The sequence below is a fragment of the Flavobacterium sp. LAR06 genome (genome assembly GCF_041946075.1).
In the GTDB taxonomy this organism is placed as follows: Bacteria; Bacteroidota; Bacteroidia; order Flavobacteriales; family Flavobacteriaceae; genus Flavobacterium.
The window spans coordinates 33,429-49,991 of record NZ_JAUTYT010000014.1 but is presented as its reverse complement, the minus strand read 5'-3'; the positions used below and the strand labels follow the sequence as shown (position 1 = coordinate 49,991).

At 33.6% G+C, this 16,563-nt stretch carries 14 protein-coding genes; 6 read left to right on the top strand and 8 right to left on the bottom strand.

Annotated elements, in window-relative coordinates; genetic code table 11:
- Positions 1-46: 46 nt before the first annotated feature.
- Positions 47-2,542 carry a DUF5686 family protein gene (locus tag Q7C23_RS18890; protein WP_375033958.1) on the top strand — a complete coding sequence of 832 codons (2,496 nt, stop codon included), beginning with the start codon at positions 47-49 and terminating at the stop codon, positions 2,540-2,542.
- A 242-nt stretch (positions 2,543-2,784) separates the two neighbouring features.
- On the opposite strand, the gene Q7C23_RS18885 is transcribed toward Q7C23_RS18890, so the two are convergent.
- The 4 genes from Q7C23_RS18885 to Q7C23_RS18870 all read right to left on the bottom strand — a co-directional run bounded on the left by Q7C23_RS18885 (position 2,785) and on the right by Q7C23_RS18870 (position 7,080).
- A complete protein-coding gene (locus tag Q7C23_RS18885; RefSeq protein WP_375033957.1) occupies positions 2,785-5,055 on the bottom strand; it encodes a cation:proton antiporter in 2,271 nt (756 codons plus the stop codon).
- Between the two features lie 113 nt (positions 5,056-5,168).
- The gene (locus Q7C23_RS18880; RefSeq protein WP_375033956.1) at positions 5,169-5,888 is read right to left on the bottom strand and encodes a LytR/AlgR family response regulator transcription factor; all 720 of its coding nucleotides are present in this window, start codon (positions 5,886-5,888) and stop codon (positions 5,169-5,171) included.
- On the bottom strand, positions 5,851-6,612 hold the full coding sequence (locus Q7C23_RS18875; protein ID WP_375033955.1) for a sensor histidine kinase: 762 nt from the start codon (positions 6,610-6,612) through the stop codon (positions 5,851-5,853). Before Q7C23_RS18875 ends, Q7C23_RS18880 begins: the two co-directional genes overlap by 38 nt.
- A gap of 138 nt (positions 6,613-6,750) precedes the next feature.
- On the bottom strand, positions 6,751-7,080 hold the full coding sequence (locus tag Q7C23_RS18870; protein WP_194657438.1) for a multidrug efflux SMR transporter: 330 nt from the start codon (positions 7,078-7,080) through the stop codon (positions 6,751-6,753).
- A gap of 180 nt (positions 7,081-7,260) precedes the next feature.
- Here Q7C23_RS18870 and Q7C23_RS18865 point away from each other — a divergent pair, with 180 nt between their 5' ends.
- The 4 genes from Q7C23_RS18865 to rpoN all read left to right on the top strand — a co-directional run bounded on the left by Q7C23_RS18865 (position 7,261) and on the right by rpoN (position 13,340).
- Positions 7,261-9,645, top strand: coding sequence for an RND family transporter (locus Q7C23_RS18865; RefSeq protein ID WP_375033954.1), 2,385 nt, complete (start codon positions 7,261-7,263; stop codon positions 9,643-9,645).
- Positions 9,646-9,672: 27 nt separating this feature from the next.
- Entirely contained in the window at positions 9,673-9,981 is a 309-nt protein-coding gene (locus Q7C23_RS18860) for a hypothetical protein (protein ID WP_375033953.1), read from the top strand.
- 314 nt (positions 9,982-10,295) lie between these two features.
- Positions 10,296-11,741, top strand: coding sequence for an asparagine--tRNA ligase (gene asnS / locus Q7C23_RS18855; protein WP_375033952.1), 1,446 nt, complete (start codon positions 10,296-10,298; stop codon positions 11,739-11,741).
- A gap of 138 nt (positions 11,742-11,879) precedes the next feature.
- Complete coding sequence (gene rpoN / locus Q7C23_RS18850; protein WP_375033951.1) at positions 11,880-13,340, top strand: RNA polymerase factor sigma-54; 1,461 nt, start codon at positions 11,880-11,882, stop codon at positions 13,338-13,340.
- A 60-nt stretch (positions 13,341-13,400) separates the two neighbouring features.
- On the opposite strand, the gene Q7C23_RS18845 is transcribed toward rpoN, so the two are convergent.
- From Q7C23_RS18845 to Q7C23_RS18830, 4 genes are all read right to left on the bottom strand, one after another.
- Positions 13,401-13,808 (bottom strand): type II toxin-antitoxin system VapC family toxin, encoded by a 408-nt coding sequence (locus Q7C23_RS18845; protein WP_375033950.1) that lies wholly within the window; start codon positions 13,806-13,808, stop codon positions 13,401-13,403.
- 1 nt (position 13,809) lies between these two features.
- Positions 13,810-14,070, bottom strand: coding sequence for a DUF6364 family protein (locus Q7C23_RS18840; RefSeq protein ID WP_375033949.1), 261 nt, complete (start codon positions 14,068-14,070; stop codon positions 13,810-13,812).
- A gap of 105 nt (positions 14,071-14,175) precedes the next feature.
- A complete protein-coding gene (locus tag Q7C23_RS18835) occupies positions 14,176-14,622 on the bottom strand; it encodes a hypothetical protein (protein WP_375033948.1) in 447 nt (148 codons plus the stop codon).
- Positions 14,623-14,649: 27 nt separating this feature from the next.
- On the bottom strand, positions 14,650-15,240 hold the full coding sequence (locus tag Q7C23_RS18830; protein WP_056248698.1) for a thymidine kinase: 591 nt from the start codon (positions 15,238-15,240) through the stop codon (positions 14,650-14,652).
- Positions 15,241-15,477: 237 nt separating this feature from the next.
- On the opposite strand from Q7C23_RS18830, the gene Q7C23_RS18825 reads away from it, so the two are divergent.
- The gene (locus Q7C23_RS18825) at positions 15,478-16,557 is read left to right on the top strand and encodes a hypothetical protein (protein WP_375033947.1); all 1,080 of its coding nucleotides are present in this window, start codon (positions 15,478-15,480) and stop codon (positions 16,555-16,557) included.
- Positions 16,558-16,563: the final 6 nt, after the last annotated feature.

The following is a 16,563-nucleotide window of genomic DNA, read 5'->3' as shown; positions in this document are numbered from 1 at the left end:
ATACCAAAATTAGAAAGTTTTCGTTTTTGAAACTATAACCCTCAGTATGAAGCTATTTTGTTTATTGACTTTGTTTTTTACGCTTACTATTCAAGCGCAATTTCAAATAAACGGAATTGTAACCGACTCAAACAGGAGACCTCTTCCGTTTGCCACAATCACTACTTCAGACAACCACAATACCATCACAGATGTTGATGGGAAATTTGATCTGAAAATCAATGCAAAAACTAACACTTTTGCGGTTTCTTATATTGGATTTCAAACTAAAATTATTACTTTAACAGATAGTAAAAAGTTTTATTCGATTTCACTTTCTCAAAAAACAGATGATTTAAAGGAAGTTGTTGTTTCTAATGAAAATCCAGCTTTAACCATTATAAAGAAAGTTATTGCAAATAAAAATTTAAACAATCCACAGAAGAAACTTAGCAGTTTCGAATACAAAACCTATAACAAACTTATCGTTACGGCTAATCCGGATTCTATTGATGGCAGAATTGATTCCTCCGCAGCCTATAAAGATTTCAATAAAAAAACGATAAACGTAGACTCATCAGACTATAAGTTTAAAGAAATCATCAGCAAGCAGCATTTATTTCAGACTGAAAAAGTTTCTCAATATCAGTTTGGAAATAACAAGCTAAAAGAAACTATTCTCGGTACCAAAATGGCAGGTTTTAAACAACCTGTTTACGAAATCATTGCTTTTAATCTACAGTCTATTTCGGTTTATGGTTCGAAATATGAATTATTCGAAACCAAACACCAGAGTCCAATTGCAGACAATGCTTTTGCAGATTACAACTATAAATTACTCGACACCGTTCCAATAAAAGGGAGAAACACGTATATGATTTACTTTAAAAACAAGAAAAAAAGGAAATCAAATGGTCTTGAAGGGGTATTATACATTGATAAGGAAAATTTCGCTGTTGCGAAAGCGGTGATGCGAATAAAAGGCGTTTTGGATATTAGCGGTATTCATGAATTTGAATATATCCCGGATGAGAAAATTTGGTTTCAAAGCAAGACTACTTTCAAAATTGTAAAAGGAAAAAGTAACGATGATATCAAAATTTTAGGTGGAACTATTCAGTTTGACGGAGATATACAAGACAATTTTGAACCTCGAAAAAAAACGGCTTCAGATTTCACTTATTTGCTTTCGGAAAGTAATAATTTCGACATTCATTACAACACCAATTCTCCAATAAAAGATCCATCGCTTTATATCGAAATTAAAGACGATGCCAGCAAAAAGCCAGAAGAATTCTGGGATACTTACAGAATAGAGAGTTTAGACTTAAAAAGCCAGAAAACATATCAATTATTAGACAGTATTTCGATAAGTAAAAGAATTGAAAAACGTTTAGGCCTTGGACGAAAAATCATAAACGGTTATTTACCTATTGGTCCGATTGATCTTGATTTAAAGAAAATCATCAGTTATAATAATTACGAAGGATTTCGTTTAGGCGTTGGCGGAATTACAAATGACCGTTTTTCTAAAAACTTTAGAATCGAAGGTTATACCGCATATGGAACAAAAGACGGTAATTTCAAATATAGCTTAGGCTCCGGCGCTTTATTGGATAAATCAACCAATACCTGGCTTAACGGATCATACACTGACGATGTGCGAGAGATTGCAAGTACAGTTTTCGCTGTGGATAAACGTGTTTTCAAAATTTACGATCCGCGCCCCATCAATATTAGTACTTTTTATAAATACATTAGCTGGAAGGCGAATGTACAGACAAAAATAATTCCGAAAACCGAAGCGGTTTTTGAATTAGCGCGAACAGATGTTGAACCAAAATTTGACTATTTATACAATTTAAACGGACAACTTTACTCGAGCTATGTCATGACAACGGCTATGGCCTCAATTGTTTGGGCACCATTTAGCGATTTCATGCAAACACCAACCGGAAGAACGGAAACTGAAAAAAGGTTTCCGAGATTTACTTTTCAATACACGCAATCTTTACCAAATGTTTTAGAAAATGATTTTACTTTCAGCAAAATAGATTTTAAAACCGAGTATGAAAAAAAGTATTTAAACGGACAAAAAACTAGTCTGCTTTTACAAGGAGGTGTCGCCATGGGAGATGTTCCTATTACCCACTTATACAACACAATGCCAAACAACCTGACTAAAGAAACCATTATCCAGCGTATTACTTTTGCCGGAAGAAACAGTTTTGAAACCATGTTTTTTAATGAATTTTTCTCAAGTCAATATGTGTTTTTTCAAGTTAAGCACGGTTTTGACCGAATTAAAATTATGAAAAAAGTCCGTCCTTCCTTGGTATTAGTAACAAGAATGGCATGGGGAAATATGGAAAAACCGGAACAGCATGTTGGACCGGCTTATAAAACTTTAGACAAAGGTTTCTTTGAATCAGGAATTGAACTAAACCGAATCTTCAAAGGTTTTGGTTTAGGCGGATTTTACCGTTACGGACCAAATCAATTATTAAGATTTGACAATAATATTGCGGTAAAGATTTCTTATGTAATTGATTTGGGGTTATAAATTAAATTTCAATCCCGACACCTCGGGATAAATTCCAAATTCCAACCAAACGTCCAGTTTGTCATTTCGACGAAGGAGAAATCACACACGGAATCGACAAAGATTCGCAATTTTGATTGCAGAGCTCCTAGTGTCATCCTTCGTTCCAGGATGACAAAAATGCGAATAGATCAAATAACAAAATCCCAAACTCCAATCATAGAATTGGAATTTGGGATTTTTTATATTGGATTTTTTAAATTTTATGGTTTCAAAATCAAAACCGAAGGTGTATTATTCAACCAGATACTTTGCGATTCAATCAATTTTTTCCAGCTGTCTAAACTAATAATCATTAAGTTCTGACTTTCTAAAAACTCTTTTTTAATTGTTCTGTCGTGCATAATCATAATATGATTCGGTGCAATTTGTTCTATTGAACGAATACTTTCCTGAATATCACGAGTATTTTTTACTTCGCCACTGGCATCCAAAACCGTAATCTGTGATCCGTTATTGTTGATTAATTTCTTGGCGTATTCAATTAAAAAAGAATCTTCTTTACTGAAAATCGGCATGAAAATCTGATTGACTTCTTCTAAATCTTTATCAATAAAAATTCCGACCGGCATTTTACTTTTTGCAATAATATGACGTGTTCTTTCATCAAAAGGAGAATTTTCAAACAAACCTTCCTTTCCTGTGAACTTATCAATCAAACGATCCGGATTTACGATTCTCGTTGTAAAACCAAGAATCTTTCCAAGCAAAGTTCCGTCAAAAATAGACTGTCCTAAACCAACTAATAATAAATCATATTCGCCTTGATTGGCTGTATCTATAATCTCAGTATCGATATCATTTGTTACTTTAAACACACTCAGCATATTTTGATTCAAACGATGTGATTCTTCAATTACCGGAACTAACATTTTACGTTCGTGATCTTTAACATCAAAGGAATGTATTTCAGTACTTAATGATAAATGCATTGCCGTTACTATTGAATTGTCTCCTTGTTTTTTAACTAAGCTATTGGCAATTTGCAATAGTTTTTTTCCTTTTTCCGGAGTTGCAAAGGAAAGCAGAATTTTGTATTTGCTTTTGTTCCCTATTTCCTGAGGAACAGCCGTAACTTTATCTTTAAAAATAAAATTAATAAAGTCTAATGCCGGACCTGTCATAAATGTCGTCACCAAAGCCATAATCACCATCATGGTAAAGATTTCAGTCGAAAGAACTCCTAAATCATAACCAATATTTAAAACTACTAGTTCCATTAAACCACGTGTATTCATCAAAGCTCCAATGGCTAAACTGTCTTTCCAGTTTTGACCCACAAATTTTGCGGCCAAAGCACTTCCAAAGAACTTTCCGGTCACGGCAACGGCAATAATTACAGCTGTTACTTTCCATAAATAAGGATCGTTAAGTAAACCAATTTGTGTACGTAAACCTGTAAACACAAAGAACAAGGGTAACAAAACGATAATGGAAACATCTTCTACTTTTTCGATAAAAATATTTCTGAATTTATTATTTTCCGGCATGATAGCTCCAGCCAAGAAAGCACCAAACAAGGCATGAATTCCAATTAATTCTGAAGCATACGCAGAAAATAAAAGCGTTAAAAAGAAAATAGCAACAACCGGTTTATTCAAACTTTCACGTGTTGAATTCAAATCACCCACACGTTTTAAGAACGGGCGAACTATTTTCAACATAACGATTACATACAAAATAGCCAAGCCAATAACATACAAAGCACTTGTAAATGAACCTGCTTTTACAATCGCAATTACAACGGCTAAAATACACCAGGCCGTAATATCATCTGCCGCAGCACAGGTTATGGCAATTGTACCGAGTTTTGTTTTTTGCATGCCTCTCTCCTGAACAATTCTGGCCAAAACCGGAAAAGCAGTAATACTCATGGCAATTCCCATAAATAATCCAAAAGACGAAAACTCAACTCCAACCGGGGCAAAAGTTCCGTATATAAAATAAGCAAATGTTAATCCTAAAGCAAAGGGAATTACAATACTCGCATGACTAATTACAACCGATTCGTGTGCTTTATTTTTCAGCACTTTCAAATCCAATTCCATTCCAATCACGAACATGAAAAGAATCAAACCAATCTGACTTAGGAATTGTAAGTTTCCTAAAGATTCTTTTGGGAATAAAGCGGCTGAAAATTCAGGGAAATACATTCCGACCAAAGAGGGTCCCAAAACAATTCCGGCAATCATTTCACCAATTACAGATGGCTGCCCGATTTTTCTGAAAATCCATCCAAACAAACGGGCTACTAAAATTATGGTTACAATCTGAGCCAGTAAAATAGCTAATGGATGCTGTAAATTTTCGACCATTGAATGCAGAAAATCATTCCAATGATTGCTTTCAATTTTTTTCTTAACAATGTTACGCCCAACTTCTAATGCTACACCTTGTGAAATTACCCAATAGATCAGAGCGCCGAAACCTCCAATAATAGTAACATAAAATAAAGAGTTTTTAATGTTATTCATAACTCGTTTTTTTGATTTATTGCCGCAAATATCAGCACTGAAAGTGTAGTGAAAAAGTAAATTTACACCTAATTTTCAATCTATGTAACAAGTCCGAAAAACTTTGTAATAAGTTAGATCTTTATCTTTTTTAAAAAGTCAGAACGATACGTTTCGCTCAGAATCAAAGTCGTATTTTTATTATTTTCTTCTAGATGATGCAATACAATCTCGTTATGATTAAAGAATTTGATTGCTTTAACCGCTATAATTTCTTTTTTATTTATTCGACAGAAATCAGCTTCTGGCAATTCTTGTAAAAGTGTATCAAATTTTACGTTTTTCAAATTCAGAAAACTGCCATCAGAAAGCAAAACCGTTTTATCACGACTGTCGCTGATTGCTGTTTTTATCAATTGAATTTGATCGAAATACAACAACGTTTTTCCTTTATCCGTATTTAACTGAATGAATTTTTTTGCCGTTTCTGGTTTGTTGAATCGTTCAAAAGCTTTTGAGATTGCTTTCTGTAAACGTTCTAATTTTACAGGTTTTGTAATATAATCTACTGCATCGATATTAAAAGCATCGGCAGCATATTCTTTATACGCCGTACAGAAAATCATCAATTTATTGTCTAACATTTCAGCCAAATGCAAACCGTCAATTCCTGGCATTTCGATATCTGATATTAGCAAATCAAAATCAAGATTCGGAATCTCGGCAAGAAGTTTTTCAGGATTATTAAACGTTTTTACGATTTCTAATTCGGGAATTTGTTCGCAAAGCATTTTCAGGTACATTAATCCAGGCAACTCATCGTCCAGCAGCAAGCATTTCAGTTTTGTATTCAAGTAAATCTATTTTTAGATGGGCAATATAAATATCATTTTCTACGAATCGGTCCAATTTAAAATTATTCTTATAAATAATTTTAAGACGATGTTCTAAAGTGGCGTGGCCAAAACCGCTTCGTTCCTTTTTCAGTACTTTTTTATCCGATATTTTATTCGAAACGGTCATAAAAAAAGCGTTGTCTTTGAACTCAAAAACAACCGAAATAAATGCATCGGCACTTTGAAGATCAGCATGTTTAAAAGCATTTTCAATTAAATCAATCGAAATTAACGGCGCCAGTAAAGGCTGTTCGTATAATTTATCTTCTTTGTTAATGTTGGTTTTGATTTTCAACTCAAAAAGCGGACTGATTTTAATTTTATTGATTTCGATTAGATTCAGTGCAAAATCAATTTCTTCTTTTGCCGTGACGAATTTCTTTTTGCTTTCGTATAAAATATAATCCAGAACATTCGCCAGTTTATCCAAAGCAAAGTACGTTTGGTACGCGTGCGACTGAATTGAATTCAAAATATTCTTAAACAAGTGCGGATTCAGTTTTGATTCTAACGTTTCTAACTGCAAGTCATTTACTTTTCTTTCCAAAGCATAAAAACTTTCTTCGGCATCATCTTTTGATTTTTTGGCTTGCATTAACTGATACACCATAAAACAAATGATGATGACGAGCAATAAAATTATCGCTAGAAAAATAAAAGTGATGGTATTGTTTTCCTGCATGCTTTTGAAAGTTTTTTTGCCACGAATTTCACAAATTTTCGCGAATTAAAAAGTCTGTAAAATCTGTGGCATTTTTTTTAATGTTAAAAAATTTATCAGCGAAAATCCGTTTCATCCGGTTATCAGTGTGCTAAATTTTTAATGACTAGAAACAAACTTCAACCCAATAATCGAAGCAATTAATGTTGAAAGAAAAAATATTCTCCAGAAAGTTGCCGGCTCTTTAAAAATAAATATTCCGACTAAAACGGTTCCAACAGCACCAATTCCGGTCCAAACGGCATAAGCGGTTCCAATTGGTAATTCCTGGGTGGCTTTATATAATAAAATCATACTAATGGACAGACAGACAAAAAATCCAGCCATCCAATAAGTTGAAATAATTCCTGAGGTTTCTTTGGCTTTGCCTAAACAAGATGCAAAACCTACTTCAAAGAGGCCCGCAATGATTAATAAAATCCAATTCATTTTCGTTTCATTTTTAAATTAAGTACAAAGATGAGAAAAGCTACTGACTAAACAGCAAAAAGCAAAAATTTATCACAAGCCAGGATCTTTCAAATTTGTGTTAACATTAAGTAAAATACCAGCGATTGTTTATGATTTAGAGCAGTTTTCACTACATTTGCAACCATTTTTAAAGATTTTATGAAAAACGCTATTCACGTTGGTTTTTGGGAAAAAATAGCCCGAATTATTCTTAAAAACAGAATAACAATATTGGTTTTGGTTGTGGCCCTGACAATTTTCCTTGGTTACCAATGGAAAAACCTTGCTATGACGTATACCGAAGCTAATTTACTTCCAAAAAATCATATTGCAAATAAAGATTATCAAAAATTCCTGGACAAATTTGGTGAAGAAGGAAACCTGATTGTAATTGGTTTTCAGGACAAAAAATTCTTTACTCCAAAAAATTATGCCGCCTGGAATGAGTTGATGACCGGTTTAAAAAAATCAAAAGAAGTTGATCTGGTTGTCTCTCTAAATGATTTGAAAAAATTAGAGAAAGATACAGTAAACCAAAAATTCGTTCTTAGTCCTTTTATTGATCAAAGTAAAACGGTTGATCCGGCTTATTTGAAAACCGTTCAGCACGATTTATTTAATAACTTGCCTTTTTACGAAGGATTACTTTTTAATAAAGAAAGCGGAAGTGTCCGTTCGGCAATTTACATGAACAAAGCACTCGTAAATACTGCTGAGAGAAAGACTTTTATTCTTGAAAATTTAGTTCCAAAGATTGATAAATTCGAAAAAACAACCGGAATCGATTTGAAAGTTTCGGGAATGCCATACATCAGAACGATCAACGCTGCGGATATGAAAGGTGAAATCGGACTGTTTATCGGCGCGGCTTTATTTACTGTTTCTTTGATTTTCTTTTTCTTTTTCCGTTCGTTCAGAGCAACTTTTATCTCAATCTGTATTTTGATTGTTGGTGTAATCTGGTCGTTTGGAACGCTTGGATTATTTCATTATAAAATCACGATTTTAACGGCTATTATTCCGCCATTAATTATCGTAATCGGAATTACGAATTGTATTTTCCTGATCAATAAATACCAGCAGGAAATCAAGTTGCATAACAATCAGGCAAAGGCTTTACAGCGTATTATTTCTAAAATTGGAGTTTCGACTTTAATGACGAATTTAACTACGGCGATAGGTTTTGCTACGTTTATGATTACAGGAAACGATTTGCTTTTTGAATTTGGTTTGGTGACTTCTATCAATGTAATTTCAGTGTATTTATTGACGCTTTTAATTGTGCCGATTGTATACAGTTTCATGTCACTTCCAAAAGAAAAACATTTATATCACTTAACTAAAACCTACATTTCTACATTGTTAGATTTTGTAGAAAATGTGGTAAAAAACAAACGAAAAGTAATTTACACGATTTACGGTTTGCTTTTAGTTTTCAGCGTTATTGGAGTTTCGCAAATGAAAGTTTCAGGAAGTTTGATTGGTGAAATGCCAAAAAGCGCTTCTTTCTTTAAAGATATTTTATTCTACGAAAAAGAATTCAACGGTGTCATGCCGCTTGAAATCATGATTGACACCAAAAAGAAAAAAGGTGTTATGAAAGCATCAACCATTCGTAAAATGGATGAGTTGCAAAATACAATTGAAGAAATGCCTGAATTGGCAAAACCAGTTTCGATTGTGAATTTGGTTAAATATTCAAAACAGGCTTTTTATAATGGAAATCCTGAATATTACCAATTACCAACTTCGCAAGAGCAAACTTTTATTTTGGGTTATGCTAAAAATGCAACAAAAAACAGCAAAGAAAATCTAATGAAAGCTTACGTTGATTCAACTGGACAATATGCCAGAATCACAACTTTCATGAAAGATATTGGTACCGACGAAATGGCGAAAGTCGAGAAAAAATTACATTCAAAAATTGATGAAATTTTCCCGAAAGATCGTTACGAAGTTACGGTTACCGGAAAAGCATTGGTTTTCCAGAAAGGAACATCGTATTTGGTTGACAACTTAATTGAATCGTTGATTTTTGCGATTTTAGTGATTGCTATTTTGATGCTGTATTTGTTCCGATCGTTCAAAATGGTTTTTGCATCGGTAATTACAAATGTTTTACCGCTTTGCATTACGTCCGGATTAATGGGTTATTTTGGAATTCCGTTAAAACCTTCGACGATTTTAGTATTTAGTATTGCGTTTGGAATCTCGGTTGATAATGCGATTCAGTTTATGGCGAAATACAAACATGATTTAATCCAAAGCAACGGAAAAGTAAAAAAATCTGTTTTTAGTGCTTTAAGAGAGACCGGAATCAGTACTTTTTATACATCGGTAGTTTTAATTTTAGGATTTGCTACTTTCACGCTTTCTAGTTTTAGCGGAACGATTGCCCTTGGTGGATTAATTTCCTGCACATTGGCGTTTGCAATGTTTGCGAATTTATTGGTTTTACCGGCTTTGGTTTTGACTTTTGAGAAGAAGAAGGCTAAGAAAGAGGATTTGGAGGGATTGGAAGGAAACACTAATTTCACGAATTAGCACGGATTTAAAAGGCTACAAAAGTTGATGAAGAAAAGTATAATAACTCTTGCCTTTTTATTTTTGTACAATACAAATTGCCACGCTGAAGGGCAGGACATTGGATTGAATGAATTAGCCAATATTATGAATCTGGTTCATTCTATTGTAATTTTAATCAGTATTGTTTGTTATATCATAATTTCAAGATTTATTTTAAAAGTGATATTGACAAAAAAGACGATAATAGTTTTTGGTAAAAAAATAAACAATAGCACTTTTTTAGTCATATCTGTAATAACCTTTTTATTAGCACTGTTTTTGGCAATGATTTTCTATTTCTATTTTGAAGGTTGAATAAGAATTGAAACACAATCTTGTCATTCCGAGGAACGAGAAATCTCCTCAAGTGGCTCGACAAAGATTGACGCTTTTGTTTGCGGAATTTCTAGTGTGATTCCTCGTTCCTTGGAATGACAAAACAGGACTTTTGAAAACGAGCCCTGATAGCAGCGGTATCCTTTTTAGGCAATCGGAAATATCTCGTTTGTAAACGTTCTGCCTAAAAAGATATAGCGGATAGCGGGAAACAGCTTCTAATTTTAATAATTATCGTTTATATTTGCAGTTAATGCACAACAAATAATTTAATTTCAATATTATATATAAAAATGAAACACACAAAAGTTAAAGACTTATTAAACAGTACGACGACGCTACAGGAAGTAAATGCAAAAGGATGGGTGAGAACTTTTAGAAATAATCAGTTCATCGCGCTTAATGACGGTTCTACCATTAATAATATACAATGTGTTGTTGATTTTGAAAATACACCGGAAGAAACTTTAAAAAGAGTTACAACCGGAGCTGCAGTTTCTGTAACGGGAACTTTGGTAGAAAGCAAAGGTGCTGGTCAGAAATATGAAATTCAGGTTAAAACGCTTGAAATTCTTGGAGATTCTGATGCTGAGAAATTCCCAATGCAGCCAAAAAAACACTCATTAGAATTTTTAAGAGAAAATGCACATTTACGTGTTCGTACCAATGCTTTCGGAGCCATTATGCGTGTGCGTTCGGTATTGTCGTTTGCAGTTCATAAATACTTTCAGGACAAAGGTTTTGTGTATGTAAATACACCAATCATTACGGGTTCTGATGCTGAAGGTGCGGGAGAAATGTTTAAAGTGACAGCTTTGCCTTTCGACAATACACCAAGAACAGAAGACGGAAAAGTAAATTATAAAGAAGATTTCTTCGGAAAAGAAACCAACTTAACCGTTTCTGGACAATTAGAAGGAGAAACTTTTGCAATGGCTTTGGGTCAAATTTATACTTTTGGACCAACTTTTAGAGCAGAGAATTCAAATACTTCTCGTCACCTGGCAGAATTTTGGATGATAGAGCCGGAAGTTGCTTTCAACGACCTTGATGACAACATGGATTTGGCAGAAGATTTTATTCAGTATGTAATTAAATATGCTTTAGACAACTGTAAAGATGATTTGAAATTTTTGGAAGGAAGACTTTTAGAAGAAGAAAAATCAAAACCTCAGGCGGAAAGAAGCGAAATGGCTTTATTAGAGAAATTAAATTTCGTTTTGGAGAACAACTTCAAGCGTGTTTCTTACACAGAAGCTATTGATATTTTAAAAGATTCAACTCCAAATAAAAAGAAAAAATTCAGCTACATTATTGAAGAATGGGGAGCTGATTTACAATCGGAACACGAACGTTATTTAGTGGAGAAACACTTTAAATGTCCGGTAATTTTATATGATTATCCAGCAAATATTAAAGCGTTTTACATGCGTTTGAACGACAACACAGAACCTGGAAGAGAAACAGTTCGTGCTATGGATATCCTTTTCCCTGGAATTGGAGAAATCGTTGGTGGTTCTGAAAGAGAAGAGCGTTACGATGTTTTGGTTGAAAAAATGAAAGCCTTAGATATCGACGAAGAAGAATTATATTGGTATTTAGACACCAGAAGATTTGGTTCTGCAACACACGCAGGTTTCGGTTTAGGATTTGAGCGTTTGGTATTGTTTGTAACAGGTATGACAAACATCAGAGACGTAATTCCTTTCCCGAGAACTCCAGGAAACGCAGAATTTTAATCTAAGATTCTAAGTTTCTGAGATACTGAGATTCTAAGTTTTTAGAATAGAAATGAAAAATAATTTTAATCCGAATTTAATTCGTCAATAAAAAGATACTTAGCGTCTTAGTGCCTTAGTATCTTAGCAACTTTTTTTATGCTAAAGCAATTTTTAAATTTAAAATTATCACAAAAATTATCTCCACAGCAAATTCAGCTGATGAAGTTAATTCAATTGCCTACGCAAGCTTTTGAGCAACGTTTATTAGAAGAAATGAACGAAAATCCGGCTTTGGAAGCTGGTAAAGAAGACGAATACGAAGCTGATGAATTCGCAAATGAAGACTACGACGATTATGATGATGCAGAATCAGACAGAATCGAAGCGGACGACATCAACATTGACGAATACCTAAGCGACGACGATACTCCGGATTATAAAACCCAGGTTAACAATTATAGTGAAGACGAAGAACGCGAAACGCCTTTTGCATCGCCAATTAGTTTTCATCAGGATTTAATCAATCAGTTGAATACTTTTATTCTGAATGATGAAGAGCGTGAAATCGCTGAATTCCTTGTTGGAAGTATTGATGATATGGGTTACATCCGCAGAAGCGTTGCCGATATGGTGGACGATATGGCCTTTACTCAGGGAATTTATACTGATGAAGCAATGGTCGAAAAAATGTTACATGTAATTCACGAACTGGAACCTTCGGGAGTTGGTGCTCGTGACTTACAGGAATGTTTGTTATTGCAGTTAAAGCACAAAACGCCAACGGAATATATTGATTTAGCGATCGATATTATCGAAAATCAGTTTGATGCTTTTACCAAAAAACATTATGATAAATTATTGCAGAAATATGCTGTTTCGAACGAACAGTTGAAAAAAGCCATTCACGAAATCGAAAGATTAAACCCAAAACCGGGCGGATCTTACACTGGAAACAATAAAGTAACGGAGAATGTAGTTCCGGATTTTGCTATCAGAATTGTTGATGGTGAACTTGAATTGACCTTAAACGGAAGAAATGCTCCTTCGTTGCACGTTTCTAAAGATTATCAGGAAATGATGCAGACGTATAAAGATTCTCGTGATAAATCGTCGGCACAAAAAGATGCCGTTCAGTTTATCAAACAAAAACTGGATTCGGCTAAATGGTTTATTGATGCGATCAGACAACGTCAGGAAACGTTATTTGTTACGATGAATGCGATTATGCATTATCAGGAAGAATACTTTTTAGACGGCGATGAAACCAAACTAAAACCAATGATCTTAAAAGACATTGCGGATATGGTTGGTCTGGATATTTCGACAATCTCGCGTGTTGCCAACAGTAAATATGTGGAGACGCCGTACGGAACAAAACTGATTAAAGAGTTTTTCTCTGAAGCGATGAAAAATGATCAGGGAGAAGATGTTTCGACTTTAGAAATCAAAAAAATCCTTAAAAATACAATTGAAGAAGAAGATAAAAAGAAACCCTTACCAGATGATCAATTGGCAGAAATATTAAAAGAAAAAGGGTATCCGATTGCGAGAAGAACGATTGCAAAATACCGTGAACAACTTGATATTCCGGTTGCAAGAATGAGAAAGAAGATTTAATATAATCCTATTTTTATAAAATAATAAACCCGACAAATTTAAAATCTGTCGGGTTTTATTTTATGAAGAAGCAAGAAATTCGGAAGGAGTCATTGTTGGTATTTCAGAGTTTTTAAAATCTTTTTTATTCCGAGTTAGAATAATATCAGATTTATGATGCAAAGCACTAAAATATTGAACAGCATCTTCAAAATCATTAAAACTTGAAATTAAACTTTTGTCAATCACAATTTCATCAATATTTGCAACATCACATATAATTCTAAACTTTTTTAAAGCTTCTAAAACTAATTTCTCCTCTATACTCCTTGAAACTACATAAACCGTGTTTACAAAAGACAAAGAAGAAGCTGCTAATTTAAACTCTTTATTTTCCGCCATCGAAGCAATGACAGCTATATCATTATAAAAAGGCTCTCTTTGATCAATCAAATCGATTAATACATTTGTGTCTAAAAATAAATTCATATTATTTATATTTTTGAGACAAATAATCCTGACGATCTTTTTTATAGTCGAAATCCACTGGAACCTGCCCCTTACCTACTGTTAGACTTTTAACAAAAGAGCTTATTTCAATTTCTTTTGTATTTTCTTTTTTTTCAGTTTCAGTAATTGCCTTTAAATAATTTTCAACCAAAAGTGACAAACTATGCTGATGTTGAGCCGCATATATTTTAGCTTTTTCAATTACGCTTTTATCTAATTTCAATGTTAATTTTGCATCCATGACTCTACACTTTTATACGTACAAATATAATAATTTTGTCCGTACAAAACAAAACCCAACAAATTTAAAATCTGTCGGGTTTTGTTTTATATAGGAATTTCTAAATTATTTATATTGATCCGGTAATATTTTCACATCAAACAAAAAAACATTCTTTTTGTCTTTGTAGCTATAAAGCAATGTATAATCATTGTCACGAAAAACCTGAAGCCCTGGATTTGCCTTAGCAGTGCTGATCAAACTTTTTTCGATTTCAGCCTGTATAACATCAATTTCTGCAGATTCTTTTTCTACATTCAGCAATGTCAAATTGTATTGAACCGCTTTTTCCTCAGGTAAATTAGGTAAACTAACACTATCTAAGCGAATGCCTTCCTGAATTTTGAGTGGGCAATTTTTATTGTATTTTGCAACTAATTCTGTGATTTCGACTTTTACTTCTACTTTATTTTCAGAAAGAAAAAATTGAAAATAAACAGCCAAAGCCACCGCGATTCCAATTACACCTACTACTAAGATATTTTGTTTTCTTTTAGTTTTATTGTCCTGCATTGTATTTCGCTTAAATGGATTTTAAATCTATTTTTCCTGACTTTTTTTCATTGCATTATAATAGGCCGCACGGCTCAATGGCTCATACTCTTCCGTTTCACCCAACATTACCAATTTATCGTTATCCGTTTTACGAAAACTATAATTGGCAAGATTTCCTGTTCTGGTACAAACAGCGTGAACTTTAGTTACATATTCGGCTGTAGCCATAAGTGCCGGCATGGGTCCAAAAGGATTTCCTTTAAAGTCCATATCAAGTCCTGCTACTATCACACGAATTCCCTGATTGGCAAGATCATTACAAACGGTAACGATTTCATCATCAAAGAACTGCGCTTCATCAATTCCGATAACGTCGCATCCTTGGGCTAAAATAGCAATATTGGCTGCAGCCGGAACGGGAGTTGAGCGAATTTCATTGGAATCATGCGATACCACCATTTCGTCATGATAGCGAGTATCAATAGCAGGTTTAAAGATTTCGACTCTTTGTTTGGCAAATTGGGCGCGTTTTAATCTGCGGATTAACTCCTCGGTTTTACCCGAAAACATTGATCCACAAATAACTTCAATCCAACCAAATTGTTCTTTGTGATTTACTGTATTTTCGAGAAACATTTTGTATTTTTCTACCTTTAAAAATGAATAGTTTTTATTACTTTGTACTGGTAATAAATCGACGTGAAAAATCGCTGTTTTTACACTTTTTCAAAAGTAGAAAATTTTTATCAAATCGGAGATTCGCAATCGCTTATTAACAGAAATAAAAAAAAATCTTGTTGATTTCTTTCCGTAATAAAGACATTCAATTACAAAACATATAAATTACCCCTATTCACTATAATTTCAACAGCTATGAAAAAAAAATTGGAAGCCGATTTAATCAGCATTGCACATCGAATTTTAAAACTTAAAAACAAATCCGATATCAATCAATTGTATCTTGAAACGCAGAAATTATATGAGAAACTGGCGGTTTTAAAATTTATAGACGAAAACTTCGAAGGCGCAAAACCAACCATCAGTCAAGGAGAAATCACTTCACAAATTGAAACTATTTTTGAAAAAGAAGAAATAACTCCGGCGGAAATTAAAGAAGAAACTCCAATTGTTGCTAAAGAAACTATAGTTGAAGAAACTCCTGAACCAGTAATTGCAGAAGAAATAGTTGCTGAAATTCCGGAACAAATAACTCCGGAACCAGCTCAAGAAATTATCGAAGAAACGGTTGTCGAAAAAATTGAAGAAACGGAAGCTGTTACTGAGACGGAAGAACCGGAAACAGTTGAAGAAACAAAAACTACCGAAAGTGTTAAAGATCCAATTATTGAAAAAATCGAAGAAGCTGTTCTCGAGGCAAAAAAAACAATAGAAGCAAATAGAGATCTTTCGTTTAAAACAATCAGCGATATAAACCCAATTCCGGATTTTAAACCCGCTTTTGAATTAGATAAGTCAGAAGAAAAAATTGAAGAAAAAGAAGAACCAAAAATTCAAACTACATCAAAATCAAACCCACTTCCTCTTGCATTTGAAGATTTCGGAATCAATTATGCCGATACGCAGTTTGTAAAAGTAGATAGTTTTGAAGCTGTTGCTTCATCTCCTTTTCCATCTCTTAATGAAATTCAAGAGACAAAAATTGAAACAGAGGTTCTGGAAACTCCGGCTGAACCAAAAGTGGTAACATTAAATGAAAAACTGGCAAAAGGTTTTCATATTGATTTGAATGACCGAATTGCTTTCACTAAAAACCTTTTCGGAAACAGTGCTGAAGATTACAGCCGTGTTTTAAATCAATTATTGACTTTTGATACTTACGGAGAAGCGCAGGAATTTATCGAAAACATGGTAAAACCAGATTATAATAATTGGGAAGGAAAAGACGATTACGCTGAGCGTTTCTTAGGAATTATAGAGAAGAAGTTCTCATAAACACGA